This window comes from Pantoea sp. SGAir0215 (genome assembly GCF_043543215.1).
Window position 1 is genome coordinate 220,706 of the sequence record NZ_CP028032.1, and the last position, 15,102, is coordinate 235,807.

11 protein-coding genes are annotated in these 15,102 nt (G+C 51.9%); 7 read left to right on the top strand and 4 right to left on the bottom strand.

Features of this window, described 5'->3' with window-relative positions:
- Positions 1–33: 33 nt before the first annotated feature.
- A complete protein-coding gene (locus C1N64_RS22005; RefSeq protein ID WP_006122069.1) occupies positions 34–2,811 on the bottom strand; it encodes a flavocytochrome c in 2,778 nt (925 codons plus the stop codon).
- 585 nt (positions 2,812–3,396) lie between these two features.
- On the opposite strand from C1N64_RS22005, the gene C1N64_RS22010 reads away from it, so the two are divergent.
- Together C1N64_RS22010 and fumA are read left to right on the top strand one after the other, a co-directional pair.
- Positions 3,397–4,908 (top strand): DASS family sodium-coupled anion symporter, encoded by a 1,512-nt coding sequence (locus C1N64_RS22010; protein ID WP_394515544.1) that lies wholly within the window; start codon positions 3,397–3,399, stop codon positions 4,906–4,908.
- Positions 4,909–5,065: 157 nt separating this feature from the next.
- Positions 5,066–6,712 (top strand): class I fumarate hydratase FumA, encoded by a 1,647-nt coding sequence (fumA, locus tag C1N64_RS22015; protein ID WP_006122067.1) that lies wholly within the window; start codon positions 5,066–5,068, stop codon positions 6,710–6,712.
- A 44-nt stretch (positions 6,713–6,756) separates the two neighbouring features.
- Here the strand turns inward: fumA and C1N64_RS22020 are convergent, their stop codons facing one another.
- Positions 6,757–7,410: an SDR family oxidoreductase gene (locus tag C1N64_RS22020; protein ID WP_205954626.1), complete on the bottom strand. Its 654-nt coding sequence runs from the start codon at positions 7,408–7,410 to the stop codon at positions 6,757–6,759.
- Positions 7,411–7,499: 89 nt separating this feature from the next.
- Positions 7,500–8,567 carry an SDR family oxidoreductase gene (locus C1N64_RS22025; RefSeq protein ID WP_394515545.1) on the bottom strand — a complete coding sequence of 356 codons (1,068 nt, stop codon included), beginning with the start codon at positions 8,565–8,567 and terminating at the stop codon, positions 7,500–7,502.
- Between the two features lie 99 nt (positions 8,568–8,666).
- Between C1N64_RS22025 and C1N64_RS22030 the strand changes: the two genes are divergently transcribed.
- The 4 genes from C1N64_RS22030 (at position 8,667) to proP (ending at position 13,868) form a co-directional block, all read left to right on the top strand.
- Positions 8,667–9,569 carry a LysR family transcriptional regulator gene (locus C1N64_RS22030; protein WP_394515546.1) on the top strand — a complete coding sequence of 301 codons (903 nt, stop codon included), beginning with the start codon at positions 8,667–8,669 and terminating at the stop codon, positions 9,567–9,569.
- 245 nt (positions 9,570–9,814) lie between these two features.
- A complete protein-coding gene (locus C1N64_RS22035; RefSeq protein WP_205954623.1) occupies positions 9,815–10,639 on the top strand; it encodes a CDP-diacylglycerol diphosphatase in 825 nt (274 codons plus the stop codon).
- Between the two features lie 218 nt (positions 10,640–10,857).
- A complete protein-coding gene (locus tag C1N64_RS22040) occupies positions 10,858–12,060 on the top strand; it encodes an MFS transporter (protein WP_039339306.1) in 1,203 nt (400 codons plus the stop codon).
- A 332-nt stretch (positions 12,061–12,392) separates the two neighbouring features.
- Positions 12,393–13,868: a glycine betaine/L-proline transporter ProP gene (gene proP / locus C1N64_RS22045; RefSeq protein ID WP_054687877.1), complete on the top strand. Its 1,476-nt coding sequence runs from the start codon at positions 12,393–12,395 to the stop codon at positions 13,866–13,868.
- A 58-nt stretch (positions 13,869–13,926) separates the two neighbouring features.
- On the opposite strand, the gene C1N64_RS22050 is transcribed toward proP, so the two are convergent.
- Entirely contained in the window at positions 13,927–14,463 is a 537-nt protein-coding gene (locus C1N64_RS22050) for a YbhB/YbcL family Raf kinase inhibitor-like protein (protein ID WP_394515547.1), read from the bottom strand.
- 342 nt (positions 14,464–14,805) lie between these two features.
- Here C1N64_RS22050 and C1N64_RS22055 point away from each other — a divergent pair, with 342 nt between their 5' ends.
- The gene (locus C1N64_RS22055) at positions 14,806–14,979 is read left to right on the top strand and encodes a GhoT/OrtT family toxin (protein ID WP_006122059.1); all 174 of its coding nucleotides are present in this window, start codon (positions 14,806–14,808) and stop codon (positions 14,977–14,979) included.
- Positions 14,980–15,102 lie beyond the last annotated feature (123 nt).

Genomic DNA, 15,102 nt, shown 5'->3' on the forward strand with positions numbered 1-15,102 from the left:
ATCCGATGTTATACGGATGCCGGATATCACGGCTTAGCGTTTGGCAAAAGCCGCTGCGTTTGCGCCAGCAAGAATACCAAAGATGATGATATCGGCAACCGCGTTTCCACCGATACGGTTTGCACCGTGGATACCACCGACGACCTCACCACAAGCCCAGGCACCGTTAATAACCTGCTTATTGGTGTCCAGTACTGCAGTCGCCGTGTTGATAGTCACGCCGCCCATTGTGTGATGGACGCCGGGCGCGATGCGAATGGCATAGAAAGGCCCTTCGCTTAACGGATGACGCAGCGCGGTTTGACGGCCAAAATCCTCGTCTTTCTGTTTAATCACAAAACCGTTGTAGCGTTGCAGTGTCTCTTCCAGCGTACGGTGTTCCATATTCAGCTTAACCGCCAGCTCTGCTACGCTCGGGGCGCTGATAACAAAGCCTTTCGCAATATATTCATCAGCGGCCTTGTTGTTCATACGGACCTGCTCGTCAAAGATAATCCAGGCACTTTTTTCTGGCAGCGCAATAATCTGCGCCGAAACTTTATCGCGAGTTTCCATTTCGTTGTAGAAGCGCTGGCCTGCCTGGCTTACCAGGATCGCCCCGCCACCGCGAATTGATTCTGAGACCAGGTAAGATGTCGTCTGCTCGACGGTCGGGTGAATCTGAATCTCGCCCATATCGACTGTATCCGCCCCAATTTTTTGCAGCATTGCGATGCCTGCACCGGTAGCGCCTTTATGGTTGGTGGTGACAAAACCATCCAGTTCCGGGCGATATTTCACCACCATTTCCCGGTTAGCACTGAAACCGCCTGTCGCCACAATCACGCTTTTTGCGTTCAGAATACGGCTGTCATTGTATTCATCCACCACTTTCACGCCGCTGACCGCGCCATTTTCAAACAGGATCTCTTCAACTGCGGTTTCAAGCAGCACGTCGATATTACGGCTGTTGATATTTTTCACCAGACCACTAATCAGGAAGCCGCCGACAGCGGAGCGGTCTGCAGGGCGATGCGTACGGTCGATACTCATACCGCCTGTGATAGTGATATCGTTAAGCTCAATGCCGTGATCTGCCAGCCAGTCGATGGCTTCCGGCGCTAAGTCAACAAACTCACGCAACAGCGCGGGATTATTTTTAAATTTACCGCCTTTGAGGGTTTCTTCATAAAACAGCTCCTTGCTGTCCTGAATCCCTTTCAGCTTCTGAAAACGCGTTTCTGCGGCGTTCATCCCGACAGAGGCTTTAATGGTGTTGCCGCCAATGGTCGGCATCTTCTCAATGACCACCACTTTAGCGCCTTCATCGTGGGCCTGAATGGCGGCGGCCAGCCCTGCACCACCACTGCCAACAACCACAACGTCATACTGCTGTGGCGCGTTGGGATTGCCGCCCTCTTCAATGACGTGTGCTTTGTTCGATGTGGTCATTGCGCGTGAGACCGCTTTTTTCAGCGCTTCACTCTGTGTCGTCGCACCGGTAATCGCGTCAACATGTGGGCTGTTTGCCACCAGAATACGATTACGCAGACTTTCAAACGTGGTGGTGAAATCCACATCCAGCGTGTCATCAGGAACCAGGGAAATATCGGTAATACGATCGGTATCCAGCGTAACGTTGATTTTCAGCTTCAGCGCTTCAGCCTCAACTTTCTCCTGATAAACGCCCGCTTTGTATTTACGACCGGTTTCGCTCATGTCACGAATCATGGCGTCAACCAGTGAGAAACGCCACAGAGGCTCGGGGATGAGTAAAGCTTCACGTTTGTTGCTGTCGATATAGAGTTCAAGGTGCTCGTTATTGATGATGCGGTCAGTCCAGTCTGGATAAGCGATGCAGGCTTTACCGACGGCGACCAGGTCATAGCCTTTTTCCAGTGCCTTTTCTGCATCCTCTTTGTTAACCACGCCGCCGACACCTATTACTGGGACCTTCGCCAGGGTTTCTGACCGCATGGCAATAAACTTCTCAATAAGCGGTGTAGGATCGGTGGTATCCACGATGGATGGGCGCATCAACTGCCCGACAGAGAAGTGCACATAATCCAGGCCCCGTGCTGCAAGTTTCTCCAGTAAGTACATTGTGTCGTCAAAGCGGATGCCGGGCACTTCGAGTTCTTCCGGCGAAAAACGATAACCGATGATGAACGAGTTATGCGCAAAGCGCTCGGCCATCTTATGCGTGATGTCCAGCACTTCCAGCGGGAAGCGGGCGCGGTTATCACGACTGCCGCCCCATTTGTCTTCACGCTGATTTGAGTTAGGTGAGTAGAATTGCTGAATCAGATAGGTGTTAGCGCCATGGATTTCTACGCCATCGAAACCCGCTTTGATGGCGCGGTTAACGGCATCACCAAATTTGGTGATCATGGTATCCACTTCTTCTGCCGTTAAGGCGCGGGGCGTCGTTGCCCCTTCACGGGGTGCCGCAATTGCGCTGGGCGCGACAGGGGTTTTACCGCCAATCAGTTCAGGCTCAACCATGCGTCCGCCGTGATAGATTTGAAGAATCGCGGTGGATCCTTTTTCCTTGATGGCGTCAGCGATGCGTTTTAAGCCGGGTATTTTGTTGTCGCTGTCGATGGCGATCGCCCCCGGAAAAGCCGGGCCTTTTGGATCGATAAAGCAGCACTCAACAATCACTGTTCCGATACTGCCCGCACGTGCACGGTAATATTCAACCAACTCGCTGGTCACCGTACCATCATAAAATCCGGTACAGGTTGTCATTGGTGCCATGATCAGACGATTTTTTAAAACTGCACCACGCGGCAAGGTAAGGGGATTAAGAATTGGGGTGAGTGTATTCATTGCGATTAACTCCAAAATATCAAAAACCGGGAATTCTTTCTGGACGTTTTTAATTTAATTTAAGTGGTCCGATGTCATGCTTCTAATATATCAGTTAATTTAGTTTCATAAGATATAATTTTAATTATTTAACTTTTAAATATCTTTAGACTTTTTGTTTTATTGGAGTGATTTCGTGATGTATGGTTATTGTTAATCAATAGTTACCAAAAAGCAATAGTGAAATAGCAGTAAAATAAAATCAGTAAAAACAATAATTTAAAATTGACGCTCTGTGTTTTTTCTTCCTGATGTGGTTGCAAAAAGTATTCAATGCTATCTTACTCACCTGTTCCTCATTGATTATTGTTTAATTTGTTAAAACATAAAAAATACAATTTAACTTGTTTGATCCAGATCAAAATTTTATTTTCCAGAAGTCGCATCATATTCACATGGTTTCTTAAATTTTCTGCATCGCACGAGTAGAAACGTTAAAAGAATATAAAACACCACGGGTTATTCTTATAATGTAGAATAAATAAAATGTCTTGAAGAATTCGCCGGGGCGTTAATCGTATTATCCTTAACTCGTAGAAAAACACTATGAAAACACTCTCAAACATGAAAGAGCCCCCTAAAGCAGCCCCTGCAGCTGCGGGCAAAAAAAATAAAGCACTGATGCTAGCCCTGCCTGTCATCGTCGCAGTGCTTTTATTACTCGTCCCCGTACCGTCCGGTCTTGAACCTTATGCATGGCATTTCTTCGCCATCTTTGTTGGGGTGATTGTAGGCTTGATTTTTGAGCCGCTGCCCGGTGCCGTAATTGGTCTGACAGGCGTCGTAGTGATCGCCCTCTTCAGTCAGTTTTTGCTGTTTAGTCCGACAGAACTGGCCAATCCGACATTTAAACTCGCAACGGAGTCCTTTAAATGGGCCGTCAGCGGCTTTGGTAATTCAACCGTGTGGCTGATCTTTGGCGCATTCATGTTTGCTGCTGGCTACGATAAAACGCAGTTTGGTCGTCGTCTGGCCCTGATTCTGGTGAAATATCTGGGCCGCCGCAGCTTAACATTAGGTTATGCCATCACTTTTGCTGACCTGCTGTTAGCACCCTTTACTCCGTCTAACACCGCGCGCAGTGGCGGTACCATCTACCCGATTATCGCCAACCTGCCACCGCTGTATGGATCTAAACCCAACGATCCCAGCGCGCGCAAAATCGGATCCTACTTAATGTGGGTTGCCATCACGGCGGCCTGTATTACCAGCTCCATGTTCCTGTCTGCACTGGCGCCGAATCTGTTAGCCCTTGCTTTAGTCAAAAGCGTCATTGGCTTCGATATTTCCTGGGGAATGTGGTTTCTTGCCTTTATTCCTTTAGGTCTGCTGCTGATTCTGACCATGCCGCTGCTGGCTTACTGGTTCTATCCACCTGAAGTCAAAGTGAATGATGAGGTGCCACGCTGGGCGATGGCAGAGCTTGAAAAACTGGGTAAACTGACCCGCAATGAAATCCTGTTACTGGTGTTTGTGGTCTGTGCGCTGTTGATGTGGATTTTTGCTACTGCCTGGATCGAACCGGCCATGGCGGCACTGTTAGTAATCATCCTGATGCTGTGGACTGGTGTGCTTAACTGGAATGATATCACCAGCAACGAAGCGGCCTGGAACACTTTTGCCTGGTTTGCCACGCTGGTAGCCCTGGCTGACGGTCTGGCCAGAGTGGGCTTTATCGCCTGGCTGGGTAAAGAAGGAGGAATATTACTGCAAGGCTATGATCCCCAGATCTCGGCGGTCGTGTTGTTAATTGCCTTTTTCCTGCTGCATTACCTGTTCGCCAGTACCACCGCGCACACAACGGCGTTACTGCCTGCCATGTTGACGATTGCCGCCTCGATTCCTGGCATCAATATGCCCGTGTTCTGTCTGATGCTGTGTACCTCTCTGGGCGTGATGGGCATCATCACACCTTACGGTACAGGTCCAAGCCCTATTTATTACGGCAGCGGCTACTTACCCACTAAGGATTACTGGCGACTGGGAACTATCTTCGGCGCTATCTTCCTGATTGCAATGATGCTGATTGCTTATCCCTGGATGGTGTGGATGTTCTGACCGCGCCCTGTGCAATCCAGCGCGTCATACGATAACATGCCATTACTTGCCAGCCTGCGCTTACGGCTGGCAAGCATAATAAACAACGAATTCGCCTGTGATGTTGCTCCTGTCAGCCTGTCTCAAAAGGAGCCAGCACGTCATTAAGTGAGATACCATGTCGAACAAACCTTTTTATTATCAGAACCCCTTCCCTCTTACCCACGAGGATACCGAATACTACCTGCTCAGCCCTGACTATGTTTCCGTTGCTGAATTTGACGGGCAGGAGGTGCTGAAAGTAGAGCCTCAAGCGTTAACCCTACTGGCACAACAGGCTTTTCATGATGCTTCCTTTATGTTGCGCCCGGCCCACCAGCAGCAGGTGGCCTCTATTCTTGATGATCCTGAAGCCAGCGATAACGACAAGTACGTGGCACTCCAGTTCCTGCGCAATTCAGAAATCGCGGCCAAAGGTGTTCTGCCAACCTGCCAGGACACCGGTACAGCCATCATTATGGGGAAAAAAGGTCAGCGCGTGTGGACAGGTGGAGGTGATGAGGCCGCCCTGTCAAAGGGGATCTACAATACCTATATCGAAGACAATCTGCGTTACTCACAGAACGCGGCGCTGGACATGTATAAAGAGGTCAACACCGGGACTAACCTGCCCGCCCAGATCGATCTCTACAGCGTGGATGGTGACGAATACAAATTTCTCTGCATCGCCAAAGGGGGCGGTTCAGCCAACAAAACCTATCTGTACCAGGAAACCAAAGCCCTGCTCAGCCCGGGTAAGCTGAAGAATTATCTTGTCGATAAAATGCGCACCCTGGGCACCGCCGCCTGTCCGCCTTACCATATCGCCTTTGTCATTGGCGGTACCTCCGCTGAAAGCACGCTGAAAACCGTGAAGCTGGCGTCAACGCACTACTACGATGGCTTGCCAACAGAAGGCAACGAGCATGGCCAGGCATTCCGCGATGTTCAGCTGGAACAGGAATTACTGGAAGCCGCACAGCAGTTAGGGCTGGGCGCACAGTTTGGCGGAAAATATTTCGCCCACGATATCCGCGTTATCCGTCTGCCACGTCACGGCGCATCCTGCCCCGTCGGTATGGGCGTCTCCTGCTCCGCTGACCGCAATATCAAAGCCAAAATCAACCGCGACGGTATCTGGATTGAGAAGCTGGAAGCCAATCCTGGGCGCTATATTCCTGAAGCGCTGCGCAAACAGGGTGAAGGCGAGGTGGTGCATATCGATTTGAACCGCCCAATGAATGAGATTCTTGCACAGCTTTCTGAGTATCCGGTGTCCACCCGTCTGTCCCTGACCGGCACCATTATCGTGGCCCGCGATATTGCGCATGCGAAATTGAAAGAACGTATTGATAACGGCGAAGGCCTGCCGCAGTACATCAAGGATCACCCGGTATACTATGCCGGACCGGCAAAAACGCCTGAAGGCTATGCATCGGGTTCACTGGGCCCCACAACAGCAGGCCGCATGGATTCCTATGTTGACCTTCTGCAGGCAAATGGCGGCAGCAAAGTGATGCTGGCAAAAGGCAACCGCAGCCAGCAGGTTACTGATGCCTGTCATAAACACGGCGGGTTTTACCTGGGCAGCATTGGCGGACCCGCGGCAGTTCTGGCGCAACAGAGCATCAAGAGCCTGGAGTGTGTGGAATACGCTGAGTTAGGAATGGAAGCAATCTGGAAAATCGAAGTAGAAAATTTCCCGGCCTTCATTCTGGTCGATGACAAAGGAAATGACTTTTTCCAGCATATCGAACGTGAACACTGCTCGCGCTGTGTAAAATAAGCTGGCAGTAACAGAAAACGGCCCCCTGACAGGGGCCGTTTTTTTTAGCGCTGCAAACGTTGCAGAGCGTGACTGATGCTTTCATCACCTGCGGTCAGTTCAATGATTTTGTGATTCAGTTGCGGTGTTTCAACGAGCGCTACCAGCGTGGCGGCAACGTCTTCACGTGGAACCGCTCCGTAGGGGATGGCGTAACCGGCTCGTACGGTGCCACTACCCGCCATATCCGTTAACGTCCCGGGACGCAGGATTACCCAGTCAAGCTGACTTTCCACCAGACGAACATCCGCCAGCCGCTTCACATGCATGTAGTTCTCGAAGCCTTCAGACGTTTTTTCGCCCCGCGCCGCATCCGGAAAAACCGACACCAGCAAAAAACGGTCAACCCCCGCCTTCTCTGCTGCAGCAACCGCCAGCGCCAGACCCTGACCATCAATAGCATTGGTGAGTTCAATGCCAGCACCACCCGCCCCTGCGCTGAAAATCACCACCTCATGACCGGTCATTTTCTGCGCCAGCGTCTCAACACTGAGTTTCTGAAGATCGCCCATGATCGGTGTCGCGCCCACAACGGTGATGGCTTCGGCCTGCTCCGGTTTACGGTGCAGCGCCGAGACCGCATGCTGTCTGGCGCAAAGCTGTTTCGTCAGGTGGGTACCTACTTTTCCCGCCGCGCCAATGATAAAACACGTTGCCATCGTCCTGGTCCTTATATCACGTCAGTCAGACTACAAGTATAACCCTTAGCGCAGCGACGATGGCCTTCCGCTGACAGGGCCGAATCCCGTTACTGCGGGATGATTTTTTCCCGCTTCAGCTTATCGAACAGCTGGATGAATGAATCCAGCGTGCTGCGGTAGCCGGTAAACCCCGCTTTACGGCTTTTACTCATATCGGTAAAGGCTTCCATTGGACGGCCCAGATCGGCGTCAGTGTGCCACCATGACGCCAGTCGGGTGACGTCGCTCTCGCGCAGGTTTTCGCGCCCGGCAATGGCCTGCCATACGCTGGCAGCGTCCTGCATACGGCCATCGAGCGGCATCATTTTTGCCGGATAAGCAGCGGCTTCAATACCAAAATATTCAGCCAGTTTCGGCCACATCCAGTTCCAGCGGAACACATCACCATTGACAGCGTTAAAATCCTGATTGGCCGCATCTGGACTGGTTGCCGCCCACTCAAGTTGTTCAGCCAGGAGATCCGCATCGGTCATATCCACAACGCCGTTCCACTGTTCAGGTGAGCCCGGGAAGATAAACGGCCTGCCTTTTTCTTTACACAAGGTCGCGTAAACGGCCAGCGTCTGCCCCATGTTCATGGCATTGCCGAGCGCATAGCCAATGATGGTATGGGGACGATGGACACTCCAGCGGTAGCCGTACTTGTCAGCGCCTGCAAAAACCTCATCTTCCTGCGCGTAATAAAAGTTATCAACGGGCTGACGACCTTGTTCTTCACGGAAAGGCGTAACCGGCACCTCACCTTTACCGTAAGCCTCGAACGGCCCCAGATAGTGCTTCAGCCCGGTGACAAGGGCAACATGCGCCCCCTGTAAGCGCTCGCCGAGTGCCTCAATAACATTACGGATCATCCCGCCATTGACGCGGATATTCTCTTTTTCGCTGTCCTGACGCGCCCACACGCTGAAGAATACCGCATCGGGTTTGGTATCTTTCAGGGTAGCGCGCACCGCATCGGGATCGGTCAAATCGGCCGTCAGACTGTGGCAGCCTTGCGGAACAGCGCCGCGACCGCGGGATAATCCGCTGACCTGCCATCCGTCTTTCATTAATCTTTCAGCCAGCGCTCGCCCGATAACCCCGCTGATTCCGACAATCAAAGCCTGTTTTTGCATGTTAATTCTCCTCGTTTTGCGTAATGCTAAGCGTAATAGAGAATTTAATTCCTATTATTGGTAATTATTCACAGCATTCTCAACCTGAGTTCATCAATCATGCACGATCAACGTCTTAAGGATATTGTTCCCTTTGTTGCCAGTGTTGAAAGCGGCAGTTTTACTGCTGCGGCAGCACGTCTGCATGTCACCGGCTCCGCCGTCAGTAAAAGCGTCAGTCGGCTGGAAGCGCGGCTGGGCTCGCGCCTGCTGGAGCGCACAACACGCAGGCTGCAGCTCACCGATGCCGGTAACGCCTATTACCAAACCTGCATACGCATCATGGAGGAGCTTGCTGAAGCTGAGTCAGTTCTGGCAGCACAACGTATTATTCCGTCAGGACGCCTGCGACTCGCTGTGCCGCATACGTATGGTCGCCTGAATGTGATGCCGTTGCTGATTCCGTTTTGCCAGCAGCATCCCGAGCTTGAGCTCAGAGTGAGCTTTTCAGATCGTTTTATTGATCTCTTCGACGAAGGTATTGATGTTGCGGTCAGGATTGGCGGATCCGCCGATTTACCAGCCTCAATGGGCAGTCGCTACCTGGGACGAGAGAGAATGGTGTTTTGTGCATCGCCAGCCTGGCTGGATCGCGAAGGCCGGCCACAGGACGAACAGGCGCTGATGCAACATCGGGTCATTCTTTACGAACGCGCGGATAACACGCCCAAACCCTGGTTATTCCCCCGTGAAGAAGGACATGTCCAGTGGCGAGATATGCCGTTTCGGATGGCATTGGGTGATGTAGATGCGCAACTCCAGGCGGTCATAGCCGGACTTGGCATAGCGCAAATGCCCTCCTGGCTGGTAAACAGTGCCGTAGCTAAAGGCGAACTGGAGATTATCCTGCCACAATTACAGCCTGATGGTCTGGCCCTGAGCGTCATCTGGCCACGCCGTAAGCAACTGCTGCCGAAGGTAGATGCCTTGTTATCCGCACTGACACAGCTGGTGATTCGCTAAGTGATCAAAGATCTCACCTCTGCGGCCGACGGGCGTTCGGCACTGCCAGCGCAGAAACACGCACGGGATGATCTTCTGTCACACACGCTGTGGCCTTTATTGTGGTGTGTCGCTAATTTATTGTGTAGCCGGTGGAACGGATAAGCCTGTAAGGACAAATAAGGTATGGCATTTCAGAGCGCGAACACTTCGGATTATGCACATAGCACGGCGCCACGCGGCACGTTAACACCGGCGGCAGTCTGATGCCTCTCCTGCCCCTTCTGTGCCGCCTGAGTATTCTGGCAGGGATAGCTTTTGCGCTGTCAGGCTGTGCGCGCCAGGATGCGTTGTGGATGGTGACGAACGACGTTTGCAGGGTGAACTACGCGTACACTGGCTATGCTGCCCCCTGCCAGCAAGTCTATCTTGCAAAAGGGGAACAGCAGGGCTTCAGCGTTATTCAAAATCCACGTTATCCGTATCATTTTATTCTGGTGCCCACACTTTTGTTATCTGGTATCGAAAGCCCCTTATTGTCGTATACGACCCGCACAGACTATTTCGGTTATGCGTGGCTGATGCATTATCGCGTAATGGCGGCGTATGGCGGAACGGTGCCGGAAGACAGGCTGGGCATGGCTGTCAATTCCGCCTGGGGGCGCAGCCAGAATCAACTGCATATTCATCTCACCTGCCTGCGGGAAGATGTCTATCGCCAGTTACAGGCTGAACGCCCTTATATTCAGGATGACTGGCATCCCCTGCCAGACAAATTGTTAACGCACACTTATTATGCACGACGCGTCCTGCAGCCCAGTGTGATGGGCATTTATCCTGTTGCATCCGTTGCCCGCGATTTTCATCTGTCTCCGCCTCAGTTGGCGGAATACGGGATTGCCGTTGTTCCTGCCACGTTTTCAGGAAAAAACGGCTTTATCCTGCTGGTGACGCGACGAGGCTGGGATAAAGGGAACCGGGCATCCGTCGAATCGCTTCTGGATAAAAATTGTGAAATTCTGCACGACCCAACACTGCTCCCTCCGCAGGCCTCCCCAGTGGCAACGATGAAGACAGTGCCGCATCAATAAGGGGATGGCACGCTATGGCATAAAGCCTGACCGCTGGCAGCCTCAGTGCCCCTCACACAGTCAGCCAGTCATTAGACTAAATTACACAAAACGTGAATTTTTTCATTTTGTAACTTTAACGTTATGTTACTGAGTATTTTTACTGCCATGATGCATTGCGTTACGCATTGAAATGTGGTCGTTACCCACACCTTCTTATCAGCTACAGGGAAAAGCACATGTCACAACGGTCACTTCAGGCGCTGTGCCTGATGAGTTTTTTTCTGGCCGACGTCAGAGACGGCCTTGGGCCCTTTTTAGGCATTTTTTTGACAGAACGCCACTGGAGCCCGGATGAAATAGGCCTGGTGATGACCTCAGGCGGTATCGCCGGACTGCTCTCAACGTTACCGGCGGGTGTGGTTGCCGACGCCACACGTTACAAACGCTTTATTATCCTGGCGGGTTGTGTCGTCATCACGGTCGCTACCTTACTGCTCTGGTACAGCAATCAGTCATGGACGGCGATTATTTCGCAAATCGTCGCGGGCATCGCTGCCGCCTTCATCGGTCCGACGGTGGCAGGAATAACGCTTGGCCTGACCGGGCAAAAAGGGTTCAACCGTCAGATGGGACGCAACGAAGCCTATAACCATGCGGGTAATACGCTGGCGGCTGTCCTTGCAGGTTTTGCCGCCTGGAAATGGGGGCTGGGTGCGGTGTTCATCCTGATGATGGTCATGGCGGTATTTGCGGCTATCGCCACCCTGGCTATTCGTGCAGACGATATTGACCATGATGTGGCGCGTGGCCTGGACGATAAATCGTCGGATAAACCTACGCTCAGCCTGTGGATACTGGCGCGCAAACCGGCGTTGCTGGTGGCCGGATTGACGCTGCTGCTGTTCCATCTGGCTAACGCTGCGCTGTTGCCCATGCTGAGCATGCGTGTGGCCTCCTCAACCGGACCTGATACGGTGGATCCCGGCCTGTATGCTGCCGCAACGGTCGTAATTTCCCAGTTAGTGATGATCCCTGTCGCGATCTTTGTCTCTAAACGTGTCGATCACATTGGCTATCGCCGTTTAATCATGACCGCACTGTTAATGATGCCACTGCGCGCGGTTATTGCAGCAGAATTTCCGGAGACCTTTTTCGTGGTTCCCGTACAAATCCTGGACGGTATTGCGGCCGGGATACTGGGCGTCGCCGTGCCGGGCTATATCGTGTCGCTGTTGCGCGGCAGTGGGCACGTGAACGCTGGCCAAAGTGTGGTAATGCTGATGCAGGGCGTTGGGGCGTCCATGAGCCCAGCCATGACAGGCCTGATTGTGGCCCGTTACTCTTACAGTATTGCCTTTAGCGCATTAGGCTGCATTGCCCTGGTAGCCTTGATGTTGTGGTGGTTCTCGGGCCGGACGCCCGAGGCGAAGCCTGCCTGATGTGCCCTTCTCTGCCAGCCCTGGCTGGCAGAGAGTCTTCGCGCACCACTTTTAACGGGCTCCCGGGTCACTCTCAGTGCCTTTTCGAAAACATGGCAAAATGTAAATAAAAGTAAAAACTCATTTTCTGCTATCTCATTTATAGGACAGTCTTTTTTCCCAGAGGCTTGCAAAAAATGACATTCATCGACTATGTTTCTACGCTGCGGTTAAGAACGCTCTATCATTAAAGTTACTGGCCTCTTATAGCTTTCACTTCCTTCTCTTCCGTTAACCTCGCTGACTGGCTGCGAAAGCTATAGGTCGTCCCATTTAAGTCGTATGAGGAAAATATGGATACTAACCATTCATCGTCAACCAGGCCAAAAAAGCATTTCTGGAATAAAAGGCCAAAAAAACTCACTGTTGATGATATTACCGTTATTGATAATGACATGCTGAAGCGGGCAGTAGGGGCCGCGGCATTAGGCAATGCCATGGAGTGGTTCGACTTCGGGGTTTACAGCTATCTGGCGGTGATCATCGGTAAGGTTTTCTTTCCCGATGCCAATAACGCGATTCAGCTTATCGCCACCTTTGGTACTTTTGCGGCCGCCTTTTTAGTGCGTCCACTGGGTGGAATGGTCTTTGGTCCACTTGGCGATCGGATTGGACGCCAGAAGGTGTTGGCGATAACGATGATCATGATGTCGATTGGCACATTTTGTATCGGCATTATCCCTTCTTATGCCTCTATCGGGATCATGGCACCCATCCTCTTGTTGGTCGCCCGCCTGGTGCAGGGGTTCTCAACGGGTGGCGAATACGGCGGTGCAGCCACCTTCATCGCAGAATATTCAACAGACAAACGTCGCGGTTTCATGGGTAGCTTCCTGGAGTTTGGAACGCTTGGCGGTTACCTGCTGGGCGCGTGTCTGGTGACGGTCATGACTTCGGTAATCTCGTCCGAGGCGATGATGTCGTGGGGCTGGCGCGTACCCTTTTTTATCGCCGCACCGTTGGGCTTGTTCGGCCTGTATGTGCGTCTGAAACTGGAAGAAACGCCGGCCTTCAAACAGCACATGCAAAAGCAGGAGGAACTGGAGCAAAGCAAACCGCGCCTGAGCCTGTTTAAGATGTTAAGTAAGCATCGTGTCCCGATGATGAAATGTATCGGCCTGGTCCTGTTATTTAACGTGTCGAACTATATGCTGACGTCGTATATGCCCAGCTATCTGACCGGCGTATTGGGTTTACCTGAACTGAGCGGTCTGTTACTGGTCATGGTTGTCATGTTTGTGATGATGCCGCTCACGCTGATGTGGGGCCGCTGGACCGATCGCATTGGGCGCCGCCCGGTGATTGGTTTCGGTGCGGTAGGGCTGATTTTGCTCTCCATCCCCTGCTTTATGTTGATCGGGACACACAATATGTGGGCCGTCTTTGCGGGACTGTTGATTCTGGGCGTGCTCCATACCTGCTTCAGCGGCACAATGCCCTCGACATTACCGGCACTGTTTACCACGGATATTCGTTACAGTGCGCTCGCCATCGGCTTTAATCTGTCTGTATCGTTGTTTGGCGGGACAACCCCGTTACTGACAGCATGGCTGGTCGATACCACGCAGAATACCATGATGCCAGCGTACTATATGATGGTGGCGGGTGTGATTGGATTACTGACGATTCTGACGGTCAGGGAAACCGCCCGTAAGCCGTTAAGCGGTTCATCCCCCGCTGTGGCAACTGAAGCTGAAGCGCATAGCCTGATTAGAAAACTGGATAAAAGCGCAGAACCAGTGCCACCCTCACCAGCCGACGCGAAATAAAGCAAACTCACGAAAAACACCCTGCAAATGCAGGGTGTTTTTTTGATCACATAGCGCGTTAGTCATTGCCGAAACGGGCGACGGTGCTTGCAGCAGCCAGCGCATGCCCTTTAAGTTTACTCAGCAGTTGATCATGCGTTAAACCGGCTTTGAGCGCAGACGGCGGCAGGTCTGTGGCAATAAGCACAAAATTGTAGTGATGAAGCCCAGATCCCACAGGGGGACAAGGACCATAATAGTGCGCCGTACCCGGTGAATTCCTACCGCCGGTATAGCCTTTCCCCTGCGTCAGTTCGCCCTGAGCAAATGCGCTGCGTTCAGCGGCAATGTTGTACGCCACCATATGCGTAACCCCGAGCCCTTTTGCGCCAACAGGATCGGTCATCAGCAAGGCAAAGCTTTTTGTGCCCGCCGGTGTTTCGGACCAGTTGAGTTCAGGAGAAACATTCTGCCCGGTACAGGCTGGTTTACTTTTATCTGCGCCCGCGAACTTCTTATCCAGCACGCCATTATCACTAAAATCTTTTGACTGCAGCGTCAAAGCCAATGCCGCAGGACTCAAACAAATTAATAGCAGAGAAATCAGTTTATTCACCGGGTACTCCTGTGCGAAACCGTATTGAGAGGAGGTAAGCGTGAGGCACGTTGCCGTAAACAGTATATGTCGCAAAGCCTGGCTGTGCAGACGCATGAGGGGCTATGAAAGCGAGGGCTGTCGTCAGCCTGAAGGCTTACGGTAAGCGCGAGCATGCTGTAACATAATCGCCTGAATTTTCGACGATTTCAGCATGAAATCGCCAGCTCACCTTGGCTGCTCTACGGTTTACCTTCTTAGAAAGGCATTGTTTTTTTATTTACACAAAAGGTCTGATACTTGATCTAAGTCACAAAAAACCGCATGATCGTAACAAATCATGAATCAGGGATAAGGGCTCAAATGACACTTTATCAACACATGTTGGTTTTCTACGGCGTGGTTGCTTTTGTTGCCGCGCTCATTACGTTTTTTATCGCCCGCGACAAACTCAGCATTAAATTACTGAGTGCCTTTCTGGTGGGTGCAACCTGGCCGATGAGTTTCCCCGTCGCCCTTATGTTCGCGTTGTTTTAAGGCCTTTCTCCTGCCCGTGCCGGCTGGCTTTTCCTGATCGCTTTTCTCCCGGCCAGACGTTTCCCTGCACAAGCCTGCGTGATATCGCACCTGTTCCGCGCACTCTGCTTTACATACGGACGC

Bases quoted from the DNA above. Each gene is read 5' to 3' on its own strand.
- C1N64_RS22005 (WP_006122069.1), bottom strand. From the start codon at position 2,811: ATGAATACACTCACCCCAATTCTTAATCCCCTTACCTTGCCGCGTGGT.
- C1N64_RS22010 (WP_394515544.1), top strand. From the start codon at position 3,397: ATGAAAACACTCTCAAACATGAAAGAGCCCCCTAAAGCAGCCCCTGCA.
- fumA (WP_006122067.1), top strand. From the start codon at position 5,066: ATGTCGAACAAACCTTTTTATTATCAGAACCCCTTCCCTCTTACCCAC.
- C1N64_RS22020 (WP_205954626.1), bottom strand. From the start codon at position 7,410: ATGGCAACGTGTTTTATCATTGGCGCGGCGGGAAAAGTAGGTACCCAC.
- C1N64_RS22025 (WP_394515545.1), bottom strand. From the start codon at position 8,567: ATGCAAAAACAGGCTTTGATTGTCGGAATCAGCGGGGTTATCGGGCGA.
- C1N64_RS22030 (WP_394515546.1), top strand. From the start codon at position 8,667: ATGCACGATCAACGTCTTAAGGATATTGTTCCCTTTGTTGCCAGTGTT.
- C1N64_RS22035 (WP_205954623.1), top strand. From the start codon at position 9,815: ATGCCTCTCCTGCCCCTTCTGTGCCGCCTGAGTATTCTGGCAGGGATA.
- C1N64_RS22040 (WP_039339306.1), top strand. From the start codon at position 10,858: ATGTCACAACGGTCACTTCAGGCGCTGTGCCTGATGAGTTTTTTTCTG.
- proP (WP_054687877.1), top strand. From the start codon at position 12,393: ATGGATACTAACCATTCATCGTCAACCAGGCCAAAAAAGCATTTCTGG.
- C1N64_RS22055 (WP_006122059.1), top strand. From the start codon at position 14,806: ATGACACTTTATCAACACATGTTGGTTTTCTACGGCGTGGTTGCTTTT.